At 71.2% G+C, this 14,272-nt stretch carries 12 protein-coding genes and 1 pseudogene; 3 read left to right on the forward strand and 10 right to left on the reverse strand.

Annotated elements, in window-relative coordinates; all coding sequences use genetic code 11:
• Positions 1-485 precede the first annotated feature (485 nt).
• Positions 486-1,283 (forward strand): alpha/beta fold hydrolase, encoded by a 798-nt coding sequence (locus tag IEX31_RS13770; RefSeq protein WP_188744003.1) that lies wholly within the window; start codon positions 486-488, stop codon positions 1,281-1,283.
• Between the two features lie 208 nt (positions 1,284-1,491).
• Here the strand turns inward: IEX31_RS13770 and IEX31_RS13775 are convergent, their stop codons facing one another.
• The 3 genes from IEX31_RS13775 to IEX31_RS13785 all read right to left on the reverse strand — a co-directional run bounded on the left by IEX31_RS13775 (position 1,492) and on the right by IEX31_RS13785 (position 3,624).
• Complete coding sequence (locus tag IEX31_RS13775; protein WP_188744004.1) at positions 1,492-2,067, reverse strand: HhH-GPD-type base excision DNA repair protein; 576 nt, start codon at positions 2,065-2,067, stop codon at positions 1,492-1,494.
• Between the two features lie 105 nt (positions 2,068-2,172).
• Entirely contained in the window at positions 2,173-3,060 is an 888-nt protein-coding gene (locus IEX31_RS13780; RefSeq protein ID WP_188744005.1) for an LLM class F420-dependent oxidoreductase, read from the reverse strand.
• A 231-nt stretch (positions 3,061-3,291) separates the two neighbouring features.
• Positions 3,292-3,624: a hypothetical protein gene (locus IEX31_RS13785; protein ID WP_188744006.1), complete on the reverse strand. Its 333-nt coding sequence runs from the start codon at positions 3,622-3,624 to the stop codon at positions 3,292-3,294.
• Positions 3,625-3,766: 142 nt separating this feature from the next.
• On the opposite strand from IEX31_RS13785, the gene IEX31_RS13790 reads away from it, so the two are divergent.
• Positions 3,767-6,346, forward strand: coding sequence for a cation-translocating P-type ATPase (locus tag IEX31_RS13790; RefSeq protein ID WP_188744007.1), 2,580 nt, complete (start codon positions 3,767-3,769; stop codon positions 6,344-6,346).
• A gap of 113 nt (positions 6,347-6,459) precedes the next feature.
• Here the strand turns inward: IEX31_RS13790 and IEX31_RS13795 are convergent.
• The 5 genes and pseudogenes from IEX31_RS13795 to IEX31_RS13815 form a co-directional block, all read right to left on the reverse strand.
• Positions 6,460-7,335, reverse strand: a pseudogene (locus IEX31_RS13795) (zinc-binding alcohol dehydrogenase family protein); the annotation flags it as partial.
• 84 nt (positions 7,336-7,419) lie between these two features.
• On the reverse strand, positions 7,420-8,688 hold the full coding sequence (locus IEX31_RS13800; RefSeq protein ID WP_188744008.1) for an IS110 family RNA-guided transposase: 1,269 nt from the start codon (positions 8,686-8,688) through the stop codon (positions 7,420-7,422).
• Between the two features lie 252 nt (positions 8,689-8,940).
• Positions 8,941-9,771: an aldo/keto reductase gene (locus tag IEX31_RS13805; RefSeq protein WP_188744009.1), complete on the reverse strand. Its 831-nt coding sequence runs from the start codon at positions 9,769-9,771 to the stop codon at positions 8,941-8,943.
• A gap of 131 nt (positions 9,772-9,902) precedes the next feature.
• Entirely contained in the window at positions 9,903-10,445 is a 543-nt protein-coding gene (locus tag IEX31_RS13810) for an MFS transporter (protein WP_188744010.1), read from the reverse strand.
• Entirely contained in the window at positions 10,403-11,323 is a 921-nt protein-coding gene (locus IEX31_RS13815; protein ID WP_188744011.1) for an MFS transporter, read from the reverse strand. The genes IEX31_RS13810 and IEX31_RS13815 overlap by 43 nt, the downstream gene beginning before the upstream one ends.
• A gap of 86 nt (positions 11,324-11,409) precedes the next feature.
• Here IEX31_RS13815 and soxR point away from each other — a divergent pair, with 86 nt between their 5' ends.
• The gene (gene soxR, locus IEX31_RS13820) at positions 11,410-11,865 is read left to right on the forward strand and encodes a redox-sensitive transcriptional activator SoxR (protein ID WP_188744012.1); all 456 of its coding nucleotides are present in this window, start codon (positions 11,410-11,412) and stop codon (positions 11,863-11,865) included.
• A 57-nt stretch (positions 11,866-11,922) separates the two neighbouring features.
• Here soxR and IEX31_RS13825 read toward each other — a convergent pair whose 3' ends face one another.
• Positions 11,923-12,861 (reverse strand): cyclase family protein, encoded by a 939-nt coding sequence (locus IEX31_RS13825; protein WP_188744013.1) that lies wholly within the window; start codon positions 12,859-12,861, stop codon positions 11,923-11,925.
• A 5-nt stretch (positions 12,862-12,866) separates the two neighbouring features.
• Complete coding sequence (locus IEX31_RS13830) at positions 12,867-14,240, reverse strand: APC family permease (RefSeq protein ID WP_188744014.1); 1,374 nt, start codon at positions 14,238-14,240, stop codon at positions 12,867-12,869.
• Positions 14,241-14,272: the final 32 nt, after the last annotated feature.

Consider the following 14,272-nt stretch of genomic DNA (forward strand, 5'->3'; position numbering starts at 1 on the left):
TTCTCGAGCTCGGAGCAGCCCGCCCCCGGTGTAACTGATTCGGTTCTTCAATACTACATCTAGTGTCTGTGGAACTGAACCGCCACAAGATGATGTAGTTACATCCGTGTAGTTATCCACTGGTGCTTCCACCGGCTGTGGATGGCGGATGTCGCGGCGATCGGCGGATTCTCGCGAATGACACCCGTGTTATCCACAGCCTGTGAGATCGGAATCTCGTGGGCCTGTGGACGGATGTCGGGCGTGTCGCGGCGTGTCGCGGCGTGTCGCACGGAGTTGCATGGATGCCGCTGCACGAACCCTTGGGGCGAAGCGCCCCACCGATCCCTACATATGGTGTTGTGACCTCAACACTGCCACCACCCACCGACATCGCTGGGGGCGTCGGGTCGCGTGTCGGAGCGGCATCCGGATGCCCCAGATCGGGGACGCTGGAGGATGTCACCGGGCCCGCGTAGCCTGTGGTCCGACGCAAGGGTGGCCGCATGACCGTGTACGTGACTTCCGCCGACGGCGCGCGCATCGCGTACGACGTCGAGGGGTCGGGACCGCCCGTGATCCTCGTCGGCGGTGCGATGCAGTTCCGCGCCTTCAACCCCGGGACGGTCGAGATGGCGCACCACCTCGCCGAACACGGGTTCACAGTCGTCAACTACGACCGCCGCGGGCGCGGCGAGAGCGCGGCGGATGCCCCCATCACCCTTGCCCAGACGATCGACGACCTCCGGGCACTCGGCGACAAGCTCACCGAGGGCGCCGACGACGCGGTTGCGCTGTTCGGCAACTCCTCGGGCGGCTCGATCGCGCTTGCCGCGGCGGCGGCGGGCCTGCCGGTGTCGAAGCTCGTGTTCTTCGAGATCCCGCTCGACGAGGACGGCGGCGTGGGCGGCGCCGAGTACCTGGCGGGCCTGCGCGAGTGTCTCTCCGCCGGCGACCACGAGGGCACGATCGAGTTCTACATGAGCGACATGCCGCGGGAGTGGCTGGAGGGCGCGAAGCAGAGCCCCGCCTGGTCGACGATGGTCGCCATCGCCCCGAGCCTCGAGCCCGACGCCGAGTCCCTCGCCTGGACGCAGTCCGCCCCGCGCGCCGAGCTCTTCGCCGGCATCACGCAGCCGACGCTCGCGTTGGTGGGCGACGAGACGCTGCCCATCATGACGTCGGCCGCGGCATCCATCGTCGCGACCATGCCCGACGCCCAGACGCGCACGATCCCGGCGGCGAACCACCAGTGGGAGCCGCGCACGATGGCGCTCGCGATCGCCGAGTTCCTCGTCGGCTGACGGGCGGCCGCGCGAGACCCGCGGCGCCACGGCGGACCGTCTCCGCGGCGGCGGCCCGAGTTCGAGCCGCCCCGGCGAGCGAGAGCACGTTTCTCGAGGGCGACCGCCGCTGCGCCACTTCGGCGGCCCCTGCGCCAGTCGAAGTGGCGCAGCGGGCGACCAAGTGGCGCGGCAGCGCGCGGGTCACATCCGCACCGGCGGCGCGGACTCAGGACTTCGCGGCGGCCTTCGCCGCCTGCTTGGTGGCGCGCACCCTGGCCAGCGACTCGGGATCGACGATGTCGGCGACCGAGGCGAAGGTACCGTCGTCGCCGTAGTGTCCGGCCGCCTCGCGCCAGCCCGCCGCCTCGAGGCCGCACTGCTTGCCGAGGAGCGCCAGGAAGATCTTCGCCTTCTGCTCGCCGAATCCGGGCAGGGCTTTGAGCCGCTTGAGCACCTCGGCGCCGTCGGGGTCGCCCCGGGACCAGATGGCGGATGCTTCGCCGCCCCACTCGTCGCGCACGACCGCGGCGAGCGCCTGCACGCGTCCGGCCATCGAACCCGGGTATCGATGCACGGCCGGCGTCTGCTTGAACGCCTCGACGAGCGCCACGGGGTCGTACGCGGCGATGTCCGCTGGATCGATCGAGCCCGTGCGCTCGCGGATCTTCTCGGGCCCCGCGAACGCGGTCTCCATCGCGACCTGCTGGTCGAGCAGCATGCCCACGAGCAGGGCGAACGCGTCGTCGCTGAGAAGCCGGTCGGCCGCAGGATCCCCGGTGATGTGCAGTGCCATGCGTCCCATCCTCGCATCCGCGGGACGCCGCCGCCGAATGTTTCCGTTCGCGCGCGGTGCGCCTGTTGTGCCGGGAACATTCCGCGCGAACGGAAACATCCGGCGCCGATCCGGCTACAGACCGACCGGCTGGATGTCGCGCAGGCGAGGCAGCACGTCGTCGGCCACGCGACCGACGAAGCCGACGGGATCCGGCTGCTGCACGCGCACCTGGATGTGCTGCACGCCGAGCGTCGCGAGTTCCTCCGCGTGGCGCAGGAACCCGTCGGGATCCGCCGCCGGGTCGAGCGGCCCACCCTGCGCGGTGACGCGGATGTCCCGGATGTCGCGACCCTCGCGGTCGCAGTGCGCGCGCAGCACGTCGATCTTGTGCCGGATCTCGTCAGGCTCGGTCACGTTGACGTTCCACACGTCCGCGTACTTCGCGACGAGGCGGAGGGTCTTGCGTTCGCCGGTCCCGCCGATGAGGATCGGCGGATGCGACCGGCCGAGGGGCCGGGGGCGATTGAGCGTCTCGGCGAGTCGGTAGTGGGTGCCCTCGAACGCGCCATCGTCGTCGCCCCACATCTGCAGGCAGATGCGCAGCGTCTCCTCGAGGCGCTCGAACCGCTCGGACAACGACGGGAACGTCACGCCGAGGCCGAGGTGCTCGCGCTCGTACCACGCAGCGCCGAGGCCGAGCCACGCCCGACCGCCGGACAGCACGTCGAGCGTGGTGACGGTCTTGGCGAGCAAGCCCGGATGCCGGTAGGTGACCCCGGTGACGACCGTCGAGAGCGGGATGCGCGTGGTGTGCGCGGCGACGAAGCCGAGCGCGGTGTACGCCTCGAGCATCGGGTCCTCCGCGTCGAGCATCTGGTCGATCTGGAAGAAGTGGTCCATCACCGAGAACAGCGCGAGGCCCGCGTCATCCGCCGCCTTCGCCGTGTCGGCGAGGTGTGGTGCGATGGCGGCGTCGCCGTCGGGGTGGGTGAAGTTCCAGTAGTGGATACCGAGATCCATGGCGCCTCCGTCTGCGTGGGTGGTGTGACGAGGTGAGCGTTGCCCATCCGGACGAGAACCGACCGGATGGTGCGGATGCTGGTGGCATGTGATCCGGCGAAACGGATCGCCCCGCACACTGTATCGAGGAGGCATCCCAAGAACTGGAGGATCGAGCTCATCTTCGTCCCCGTCACCGATGTCGACAACGCGAAGGGACCCCCGTGCCGAGTTGCACCGACGGCGCGATGGTCACCCGGTCGCCGAGTCGGCCAGGAGCCAGGATGCCGCGGCCCAGCTCACGCCCGCCCCGGTGAGTGCGAGGCTCCACTCCACGGAGGTGTCACCTCGCACCCGGTCGCGCACGCGCAGGATGGGCGGCAGTATCGTCGCGGCGGCCGGCAGCATGAGTCCGATGACGCCGAGGAACACCCAGCGCCAGCCCAGCGCCCAGACTCGGGCGACGGTCACGTACGGCGGCACCGAGACGGCGGCGCACGCGAGCCCGTGCACGAGCCGCCCTGCGATGAACACCACCATGCTCGGGGTGGTGCCGGCGATGATCAGGCCGATGGCGAACAGCACCGCAGACGCGATGAGCGACGTGAGCGGACCCGCCCGGTCCGTCGTTCGTCATCGAATCGCTCACTCGTTCGTCCCCAACGCCGACCGCCCGCAACGGCACGAGACGGCGACAGCCCCTACGCTGACACTGAGGGGAGCGGCCATGTCAGGGATCGTGGCGCCCGGGCTGACCACGGCTGAGGCCGGCGCGCGGCGTGAGCAGGGCGGAGCCAATCGGCTGCCCGCCGCGCGGCGTCCGTCGGCGGTTCGCCGGCTGCTCGGCGAGATCGTCCACTTCTTCGCGATCATGCTCTGGGTCGCCGCCGTCCTGGCATTGTTCGCGGGACTGCCCGCGCTCTCGATCGCGATCGTCGCAGTCATCGTGCTCAACGCGGTCTTCGCCGCGGTGCAGCAGGCCCGCGCCGACCGGGCGGCCGATCGGCTGCAGGCACTGCTGCCCACTCGCGTGTCGGTCTGGCGCGACGGGAGGCGACGGGTCATCGAGGCCGAGGACGTGGTGGTCGGCGACCTGCTGCTGCTCGAGGCCGGCGATCGAGTCCCGGCCGATGCGACGGTCGTCACGGCGAACCGGCTGCTCGTCGACACCTCGCTGCTCACGGGCGAGAGCGTCGCGGCCTCGGTCGCCGAGGGCGAGCGGCTCTTCGCCGGCACGTTCGTGGTGGAGGGCGACGCACGCGCCGTCACCACGGGCATCGGCGCCGCGACCAGGCTCGCGGGCATCGCACGCCTGACCACCTCCACGACCAAGCCCGACACGCCCCTCACGCGAGGGCTGCGCGGCGTCGTGCGCCTCACCGCGGCGATCGCCGTGATCGTCGGCGTTGTGTTCCTGCTCGTCTCGGTGCTCGTGGGCAACCCGATCCAGGACGCCCTCGTCTTCGCCATCGGCGTGACCGTCGCCCTCGTGCCCGAGGCGCTGCTGCCCACCGTGACGCTGTCGCTCGCATGGGGTTCCGAGCAGATGGCCAAGCGCCGGATCCTCGTGCGCAACCTCGAGGCCGTCGAGACGCTCGGCTCGACCACCTTCATCTGCACCGACAAGACCGGCACGCTCACCCGCAACGAGATGGCCGTCGTCGAGGCGTGGACGCCGGCCGGCTCGGTGTCGGTCGACGGCACCGGCTACCAGCCGACCGGCCAGCTGCGATGGTCGGAGCCGGATGCCCCGGATCCGATCCGGGCGCTCGCCATCGCCGGCACCCGGTGCTCGACCGGGTATGCCGAGGAGGTCGGCGGCCAGTGGCGCGCCCACGGCGACCCAATGGAGGCAGCCCTCGACGCGTTCGCGCGGCGCCTCGGCTTCGACACGCTCGACGACCGAGCCGACGTGTCGGCACAGCTTCGATTCCCGTTCGACCCCCGGCGGCGCCGGATGGCCGTGGTGCTCGCCGACGAGGTCGTGGTGAAGGGTTCACCCGATGGCTTGCTCCCCTTGTGCGGCGACGACCCCGACGCGAACCGGGCGCTCGAGGAGCTCACCGCTCGCGGGCTGCGCGTGCTCGCCGTGGCATCCGCTCCCCGCGACGGCCGGACGCCGCAGACCCTCGAGGAATGCGAGCAGGGCCTCCGCCTCCTCGGCCTGGTCGGGCTCGAGGATCCTCCCCGCGACGACGTGCGGGAGTCGCTCGAGGCCTGTCGGCGGGCGGGGGTCAGGGTCGCCATGGTGACGGGCGATCACCCGGTGACTGCCACGGCCATCGCCGAGGAGGTCGGGCTGCGGCTCCCAGGCGCCCCCGTGCTCGTGGGCGCCGACCTGCCCGCAGAGGAGCAGCACCTCGCGGCGCTGCTCGATCACGACGGCGTCGTGATCGCCCGGGTCTCACCCGAGGACAAGCTCCGCATCGCCCGCGCGCTGAGGTCGCGGGGGCACGTCGTGGCGATGACGGGCGACGGCGTGAACGACGCCCCCGCACTGCACGAGGCCGACATCGGCGTTGCCATGGGCCGGTCGGGCACCGACGTGGCGCGCGAGGCGGCCGACCTCGTGCTGCTCGACGACTCGTTCGCCGGCATCGTCGCGGGCATCGAGCACGGCCGCGCGACCTTCGTCAACATCCGCCGCTTCCTCACCTACCACCTCACCGACAATGTCGCCGAGCTCACGCCGTTCCTCGTGTGGGCCCTCTCGGGCGGACAGTTCCCGCTCGCGCTCGGCGTGCTGCAGATCATCGCGCTCGACCTCGGCACCGACACGCTGTCGGCGGTCGCGCTCGGCGCCGAGCCGCCGGCGAAGCACCTGCTCGACGGCCCGCCCGTGCGGGGCCGGCTCATGAACGGCACCGTGCTGCGGCGCGCCTTCGGCGTGCTCGGGCCGCTCGAGGCGGCACTCACCATGGTGGCGTTCGTCGTATCGCTGGTGGCGCTCGGCTGGCGACCGGGTGAATCGTTCCCCACCGGGGCCGACCTGATGGCCGCGTCCGGCGCCGCGTTCATGACGGTCGTGGCCGCGCAGACCGCCAACGCGTTCGCTTGCCGCTCGTCGACGAAATGGCCGGGTGCCCTCGGCTGGACGACCAACCGGCTGCTCATCCCCGCGGCCGCCATCGAGCTGGCGTTCTCGCTCGTGGTGCTCTGGGTGCCGCCGATCGCGATGGCGATCGGACACCAGAACCCGCCGCTCTGGGGGTGGGTGGTCGCCATCGCGTCGATGCCGATCCTGATCGCGGTCGACGCGTTCGACAAGCACCTCCGCGCCCGCCGGCCGCGTCGGCCGCACTCGTGACTCAGGTGGAGGTCAGCACGGCCGCGCCGTGCACGCGGTCGGCCGCGAGGTCGCTGAGCGGCATCCGCTCGGTCGAAGGGGTACGGCGTCACGGTGGCGCGCACGCCCAGCCTGACCGCGAGGCGCAGGAGGTCCTCGCCGTCGGCGCGCGTGTTGGACGTGACGCTCGTGAGCGTCTTCTCGCGGAACAGGTGCTCCTGGTACTGCAGCGACGGGATGTCGCTGAGGTGGATGCCGGCCACCGCGAGCGTGCCGTTGCGGTCGAGGGCAGACAGTGCCACGAGCACGAGCTCGCCCGCCGGAGCGAACAGGATCGCCGAGTCGAGCGGCACCGGGGGCGCGGCGTCTGCCGCGCCGGCCGAGACCGCACCGAGCTCGAGGGCGAGCTCGCGCGCCGCGGCATCCCGGGTCAGCACGTGCACCTCGGCGCCCTGTGCGATGGCGATCTGCGCGGTGATGTGGGCGCTCGCACCGAAGCCGTAGATGCCGAGGCGCCCGCCCGGCGGCACGGCCGCGCGACGCAGCGCGCGGTAGCCGATGATGCCCGCGCAGAGCAGCGGCGCCACCTGCTCGTCGGGAAGGTCGGGCACGTGGTACGCGTATGCTGCGGGCGCGACCGTGTAGTCGGCGTAGCCGCCGTCGGCGTCCCACCCGGTGTAGCGCGATTCGGCGCAGAGGTTCTCGGCACCGCGACGGCACCATCGACAGGCCCCGCACGTGCTGCGCAGCCACGCGATACCGGCCCGGTCGCCGGGCGCGAACGAGCCGACACCGTCGCCGACCGCCTCGACCACGCCCACTATCTCGTGGCCCGGCACCACGGGCGAGCGGTGCGGCGGCAGGTCGCCGTCACGCACGTGCAGGTCGGTCCGGCACACGCCGCACGCCGTCACGCGCACGAGGATCTCGCCGGCCCCGGGCTCGGGCCTCGGCAGCGTGACCTCGTGGAGCTCGCCGTCGCCGCTGGTCTGCCAAGCCCGCATCTGCATGCGCGGCCCCTAATCCGAAAATGGGTGGTGCCCGGGCAGGCCGAAGGCTCCCGGCGGAGCCGGGATCGTGTGTGACGGTGCGGTTCAGGCGGCGGGTTGCAGGGTGACGTGGTAGCCGAGGGCTTCGAGCTGACGGACGTGGGCTCGTTTGATGGTCTCGGTATTCGCGTGCCGGTCGTGGTGGTCAGGTCCGAGGTCTTGGTAGCGGGCGTCCGGGTCGCTCAGGAGGTGCCAGATGATGACGAGGATGGATCGGCCGACCGCGACGAGGGCCTTCTTCTTCCCGCGGCGGCGCACGAGCCGGCGGTAGCGGGCGCCGAGGAACGTGTTCGTCTTGCTCGCGCCGACGACGGCTTCGCCGAGGGCTCTGGCGAGGTAGCGGTTCCCGTGCCCGGTGGCACCGTTGCCCTTGTCTTTCCCGGCCGAACTGTTCATCCCGGGCGCGAACCGCGCCCACGAGGTCAGATGCCCGGGGGTGGGGAACCGGGTCATGTCCACGCCGATCTCGGCGATGATGGCTGCGGCCGCCGTCGCCCCGATCCCGGGGATCTCGTCCAGCCGGGCGGCCGCGTCACCGAAAGGGACCATGTGCTCGTCGATCTGCTCATCCACGGCCGCGATATCGCCGTCGATCTGATCGATCCGGCCCAGCATGCGTTCCAGCAGGAACCGGTGGTGCTCGTCGAAGTGGCCGGTGAACGCTTCCTCCAGCTGCGGGATCTTGCGCCGCATGCTGGACCGCGCCATCTGCGCGAGCACGCGGGGGTCCTGCTCCCCGGCGATCAGGGCGGCCATCATCTCCCGCCCGGAGACCCCGAAGATATCGGACGCGACCACGGACAGCTTGATGCACGCGTCTTCGAGGAGTTTCTCGACCCGGTTCTTCTCCGCGTTACGCGAGCCGACCAGGGCGATCCGGTACCGGGTCAGATCCCGCAGCCGGCGGATCGGACGTGGGGGCACGAAACTGGGTCTGAGCATCTGCCGCTCCGCGACCTTGCAGAGCCATACCGCGTCCAGCACGTCCGTCTTCGGACGCCCCGGCAGATGCTTCACGTCTTTCGCGTTGACCAGCCACGGCTCAAGCCCGTGCGCCTCCAGCAGGTAGAACGGCGGCCGCCAGTAGTCGCTGGTCGCTTCCATCACGACCCGCTCAATCCCCAGCTCCACCAGCCTGTTCGCCAGCTCGGTCAACGACCTCGTCATCGTCGAATGCGTCGTGACCTCCTGCACTCGGCGTTTCCCGTCGGCAGGTGCGGGCAACCGGACACAGCACACCACCTCGGCCTTGCCGATGTCCAACGCCGCGACCCGTTGGATGATCTGCTCGTCATCCTCGGACTGCGCAAACACTGTTCTCACGTCCCTTCTGATCGACAGCTTCCACGAAGCGACCGCCCGGGGGAACCGGCAAGGCAAGAACAACGAATCTAATCCTCGTGCTCACCCGCCTCACGGCGGCTGGCGACAATGAAAGTGCCCAACACGCGGCTCCCACCATCCGGCTAGAACACGGCCTCAAGGACCATAGAAACAACGACGTCAACCGGACGGCCGCACCCCATTTTCAGCCTCGAACAGGCGCCCCGGGAAGGGGCACCCAGGCTAGAACTCCTCGTGCGAGTCGGGATCGCCGCCCGAGAGCCGGCCGCGCGAAAGTGCCGAGATCGCCTCGACCTCGTCGCCCGAAAGGCTGAACGAGAACACGTCGAAGTTCTCGCGCCGACGCTCGGCGTGCGCCGACTTCGGGATCGGCACCGACTCGAGCTCGACGTGCCAGCGCAGCACGACCTGCGCAGGCGAGACGCCGTGCTCGGCGGCGATGGCGGTGACCACGGGCTCCTTCAGGAGCTCGGTGCGCTTGGCGAGCGGACTCCAGCTCTCGGTGCGGATCTCGTGTTCATCGTGGTAGGCGCGCAACTCCTCCTGCGGGAAGTACGGGTGCAGCTCCACCTGGTTGACGACGGGCACCACGCTCGTCTCGCGCTCGAGCCGCTCGAGCATCTCGGCCGTGAAGTTCGAGACGCCGATCGAGCGCACGAGCCCCTTCTCGCGCAGGCGGATCATCGCGCGCCAGCTGTCGACGTACTTGTCGATGCGCGGGTTCGGCCAGTGGATGAGGTAGAGGTCGACCCAGTCGAGGCCGAGGCGATGGCGGGACTCGTCGAGGCTCGCGAGCGTCTCGTCGAAGCCGTGGTGCCGACCGGGCAGCTTCGTCGTGATCACGAGGTCGCTGCGATCGACGCCGCAGCGGCGGATGGCCTCACCGACGACCTCCTCGTTGCCGTAGTTGTACGCCGTGTCGATGAGGCGGTACCCGTCGGCGATGCCGGAGACGATCGCCTCGACACCCGCCTCCTCGTTGAGCCCGTAGGTGCCCAGCCCGATGGCCGGGATCCGGTTGCCGTCGCGGAGCGAGTACTCGGGAGCGGTCATTCCTCCATCCTCACGCACGGCGGCGACGGATGCCACTGCCACGACTTGACGCGTCGCGCGTCGCGGGTTGCGCGGCGCGCACCGTGCACCGCGACGTCGGCTCGTGGCATCCCGCTGCGCTGCGGCGGTGCTCAATCGATCTCGACGGCCACGGCCTCGGGTGCCTCGACGTGGGCGCGCAGCCCCGTGAACAGCCCGGCCGCCCACACGCCGAGCGCGACGGTGATCGCGACGGCCACCGCGGTCACGGTGCCGAGGGGCAGCAGGAGCGCGAAGACGATGGCCGTGAGCGCGATGGTCACGGCGGCGCCGAGCGCGTCGGCGACCGTCATGGCCGAGCTGATGAAGCCCTGGTTCTCGAGGCTCGACGACTGCAGGCCGATCACGGTCGTGCGCGGGTACATGATGCCCATGCCGGCGCCGGCGAGCGCCCACGTGATCATGAAGACGTAGGGCGGCAGCACGAGCAGCGTCGCGAGCAGCGAGCCCACGATGGCCGCGCCGAGGAGGCCGAGGCCGATGCGCAGGCACAGCTCGTGGCTGAGGCGCTCGGGGTTGCGTCCCTGCACCTGCGACGCGATCGCCCAGGCGACGCCGCTCAGCGTGAGCACGAGCCCCGCCATCGCCGTACTCAGGAGGTAGGGCTCGCCAGTGAGGAACAGCGGCAGGTACACACCTGCGCGCCGAAGAACGCCCCCGAGAGCGTGGCGCGAGTCAGCACGGTCGCGGGCAGCCCGCGGGCGCCGCGGAGGGTGTCTCTCGGCACCATGGGGCGCACGGCGACGGCCATGACCACGACCGCGGCGAGGGGCAGCGCCCAGCCCGCCCATCCGGATGCCTCGCTCGAGAGGTTCAGCACGAGCACCGCGACGCCCGCGAGGGTGGCCCACGCGATGCGGGAGATGCGCCACGGCGGTCGCTGCTCGGCCGCGTCCATGCTCATGCGGCGAAGGCTCGGCACGACCATCGCGAGCGCCGGCACCACGAGTCCGACGACGCCCAGGAAGACCCACTCCCAGCCGACGCTGTCGGCCACGACGCCCGAGATGAACGGCCCCACGAGCGAGGGCACCACCCACGCGGCCGCGAACCCGGCGAACAGGCTCGGCTGCAGCGCCGCCGGGATGACCCGCGCGACGATCACGTACAGGGCCACCGTGAGCCCGCCGCCGCCGAGCCCGTGCACGAGCCGGCCGATGACGAGCTGCCACATGCCGGTCGCGGTGCCGGCGATGAGGAGCCCGGCGACGAACAGTGCCACCGACGTGTAGAGGGCGAGGCGCGGGCCGCCGCGGTCGGCGGCGTTGCCCGCGACGATCATGCCGATGACGCTCACCGCCAGGGGCCCGGCGAACGCGAGCGCGTACAGGGACCGGCCGTCGAGGTCGGCGGCGACCGCCGGCATCACGGCGGTCACGGCCATCGCCTCGAAGGCGGCCAGGAACACGAGGGTGAACATGCCGACGCTGACCCACCGGTAGGTGGGGCCGAGCACCCGTTCTCGAACCGGCACCGGGATCTCGCCGGCGAGGTTCGCTCCGTCAACAGTCATGCGGTCGAGCGTATGACCTCAACTATGGTTGAGGCCAAAGGGCCGTCGAACGCGACGACGGTCGACGACCCGGTGAAGGAGGGCGGATGCCGCAGCTCGAGTCCGCCGGCCATGTCATGCTCACCGTCGGCGAGCTGTCGACCCGCAGCGGCGTGTCGATCTCGGCGCTCCACTTCTACGAGCGCGAGGGGCTCATCGCATCGGAGCGCGACGACCGCAATCATCGCCGCTTCCGCCGCGACGCGCTGCGCCGGGTCACGTTCATCCGCGTGGCGCAACGCGTCGGCATCCCCCTCGCCGAGATCCGCGAGGCGCTCGAGTCGCTTCCGGCGGGGCGCACGCCCACCAAGGCGGACTGGGCGCGCCTCTCCCGCCACTGGCGCGCCGCTCTCGACGCGCGCATCACCGACCTGGAGCACCTGCGCAACGACCTCGACGGCTGCATCGGGTGCGGCTGCCTGAGCCTCAGGACGTGCCGGCTCCGCAACCCCGACGACACCCTCGGCGCGACCGGCGCGGGACCGCGCAGGTGGGAGGAGTGACGCGGCTCGGCGGCGGCGGCCGATGCCGCTCGGCAGCGCGGTAGAGGTGCGATGCGCTCATCGCACCGGCAGCTCCGCGAACGCGCGCACCGGGAACGTGCCGAAGCCCTCTACGCGCGGCGGCACCGCCGTGAAGCGGGCTCCGCGCGCAGGCAGGCGGTCGAGCCCCGTGAGGTGCTCGACCACGTGCACGCCCGCCGCGAGCAGGATCGAGTGCGCGGGCCGCGTGCCGCCCGACTCGGTGTCGTCGATGTTGAGCGAGTCGATGCCCACGAGCCCGACGCCTGCGCCGACGAGGTGCCGCGCGCCCGCCTCGGTGAGGAAGGGCGCGCCGTGCGCGTACTCGGGCGCACCGAAGTGGCGGCTCCAGTCGGTGTGCAGCAGCACCGCGGTGCCTGCGAGCTCGCGATCGAAGAAGACCTCGGCGGGGATGCCGCGGCTCGCGACATCCGTCAGGTGGAACACCTCGGCGGGCAGCCCGACGAGCGTCTCCAGCGAGAGGCTCGCGAGGTCGCCGCCCTTGGCGTACCGGTGATACGGGCTGTCGAGGTAGGTGCCCGTGTTGCCCGCCATCGTGATGAGGTCGATCGCGAACTCGATGCCGGGCGCGTAGTGCTCGCGTGACGCCTCGCGCGTGAGATGCGGGGTCACGGTCGGCGCCGGGATGCCCGGATAGGTCACGAGTCCGGCCCGGATCGTGTGGCTGAGGTCGACGAGCTCGCCGCGTTCGGCGCCGGGGGCAGCGGATGCCGCGTGGCCGGCCGCGCCGGTGTCGGCCATGCCGCGCGAGCCACGGTGCGGCTCCTCGACGACCTGGAGGTTCGAGAGTGCGACGCGTCCGACCAGCGCGAGCCCGAGGTGCCGCACGAGGAGTACGGCGATCTCGGCGTCGTTGGTGTCGGCCGATGGGATATCGAGCCGGAAGCCGTCGGCCCGCAACCCGCCTCCGTTCACGAAGTCGATCTCGGCGTCGAAGTGAGCGCGATACTCGGTCACTCGGACTACCGCCCGCGGGAGGTGGTGGTGGAGCCGGTCAGCGCGGGCTCCGGCTCTGGTCCGGCCTCGACCGGCGTCGCCGCGGCATCCGCGGGACCGTTGCGCAGCCTCCGCACGACCGTGACAAGCACCGCCGCCGCCGCGAGCAGGAGGGGCACGACGAGGTTCGCCCCGGCGAGCACGAGGAGTCCGACCGTCATGATCGTCGCGATGACCGCGAGCCACCAGCCGAAGCTCCAGCGCCGCAGCAGCAAGGTCGCGGCGAGCATGCCCAGGGCGTAGATCGCGACCATGTTGCTCGTGTGGATGAGGATGAACGCCGTGAGATCGAGGTCGTTCAGGAGCATGAGCCCGAAGTACACGATGATGAGCAGGCCCGTGAGTGCAAGCGCGCGACGCGGGATCTCGCCGTCGGCCGCGCCCTTCGCGAAGAAACGGGGGAGGTCGCCGTCGCGGCCGAGCGCCGCTCCGAGCTTGCCGAATGCCGGGAGGTAGGCGTTCATCACGCCGAACGTGACGATGGCCGCGATGATCGCGACGAACACGGGCCCGACGCCGGGCACCGTCGTCTCGACGAGATCGACGAGCGGCGCCTGCCCTTCGCCTGCCCGGTCGCCGAGCGCCGCGACGGTGACGACCTGCAACGCGAGGTACCCGGCGCCGACGACGACGATGGCGATGCCGGTGGCGATGGGGATCGTGCGGCGTGGGTTCTCGAACTCGCCCGCGACATGGGTGCCGACCTCCCAGCCGGCGAACGCCCACACGAAGAGGCTGATCGCGAGGCCCACGCCGCCCCATCCGTTCGGCAGGAACGGCTGGAAGTTCGAGGCGTCGACTGCCGGGAACGTGACCGCCACGACGCCGACCACGACCGCGAGCAGCAGTCCCGTGAGCGCGAACTGCACCCACCCGGCCACGCGGACGCCGAACCAGTTGGCGATGAACGGGGGCACGAGGACTGCGAAGCCGATCACCGGCACGGCGGCGCGGTCGACCCCGAGCACCGCGACGACGTACTCGCCGCCCAGGATCGCGAGCACGGGTGCGCCCACGCACACGCCGAAGAAGAACCAGTAGCCGGTCATGCGCGCGGCCGTTCCGCCGAGGGCGCGTCGCACGAAGCTCGCCACTCCGCCGGCATCGGGGTAGCGCGCGGCGAGCGCGGCGAACGTGCCGGCGAGCGGGATGGAGAGCACGAGCACCGCGGCCACGGCGATGATCGAGGCCGGGCCGGCCGCGGCGGCGGCGAGGCCAGGCAGCACGAGGATGCCGGTGCCGAGCACGCTGCCGATGTAGAGCGCCGTGCCCTGCCCGAGACCGAGGGTGCCGCCCTGGCGCTGCGGGCCGGCCGGCGCGCCCGTCTGGTTCGGAGTCACCCGCTCATTCTGGGGGATCCGACCGACACGCA

It is taken from the genome of Agromyces bauzanensis (genome assembly GCF_014645655.1).
In the GTDB taxonomy this organism is placed as follows: Bacteria; Actinomycetota; Actinomycetes; order Actinomycetales; family Microbacteriaceae; genus Agromyces; species Agromyces bauzanensis.

What these genes read in the sequence shown, in the direction of transcription:
- IEX31_RS13770 (WP_188744003.1), top strand. Translation starts at nt 486, where the DNA reads ATGACCGTGTACGTGACTTCCGCCGACGGCGCGCGCATCGCGTACGAC.
- IEX31_RS13775 (WP_188744004.1), bottom strand. Translation starts at nt 2,067, where the DNA reads ATGGGACGCATGGCACTGCACATCACCGGGGATCCTGCGGCCGACCGG.
- IEX31_RS13780 (WP_188744005.1), bottom strand. Translation starts at nt 3,060, where the DNA reads ATGGATCTCGGTATCCACTACTGGAACTTCACCCACCCCGACGGCGAC.
- IEX31_RS13790 (WP_188744007.1), top strand. Translation starts at nt 3,767, where the DNA reads ATGTCAGGGATCGTGGCGCCCGGGCTGACCACGGCTGAGGCCGGCGCG.
- IEX31_RS13805 (WP_188744009.1), bottom strand. Translation starts at nt 9,771, where the DNA reads ATGACCGCTCCCGAGTACTCGCTCCGCGACGGCAACCGGATCCCGGCC.
- IEX31_RS13815 (WP_188744011.1), bottom strand. Translation starts at nt 11,323, where the DNA reads ATGACTGTTGACGGAGCGAACCTCGCCGGCGAGATCCCGGTGCCGGTT.
- soxR (WP_188744012.1), top strand. Translation starts at nt 11,410, where the DNA reads ATGCCGCAGCTCGAGTCCGCCGGCCATGTCATGCTCACCGTCGGCGAG.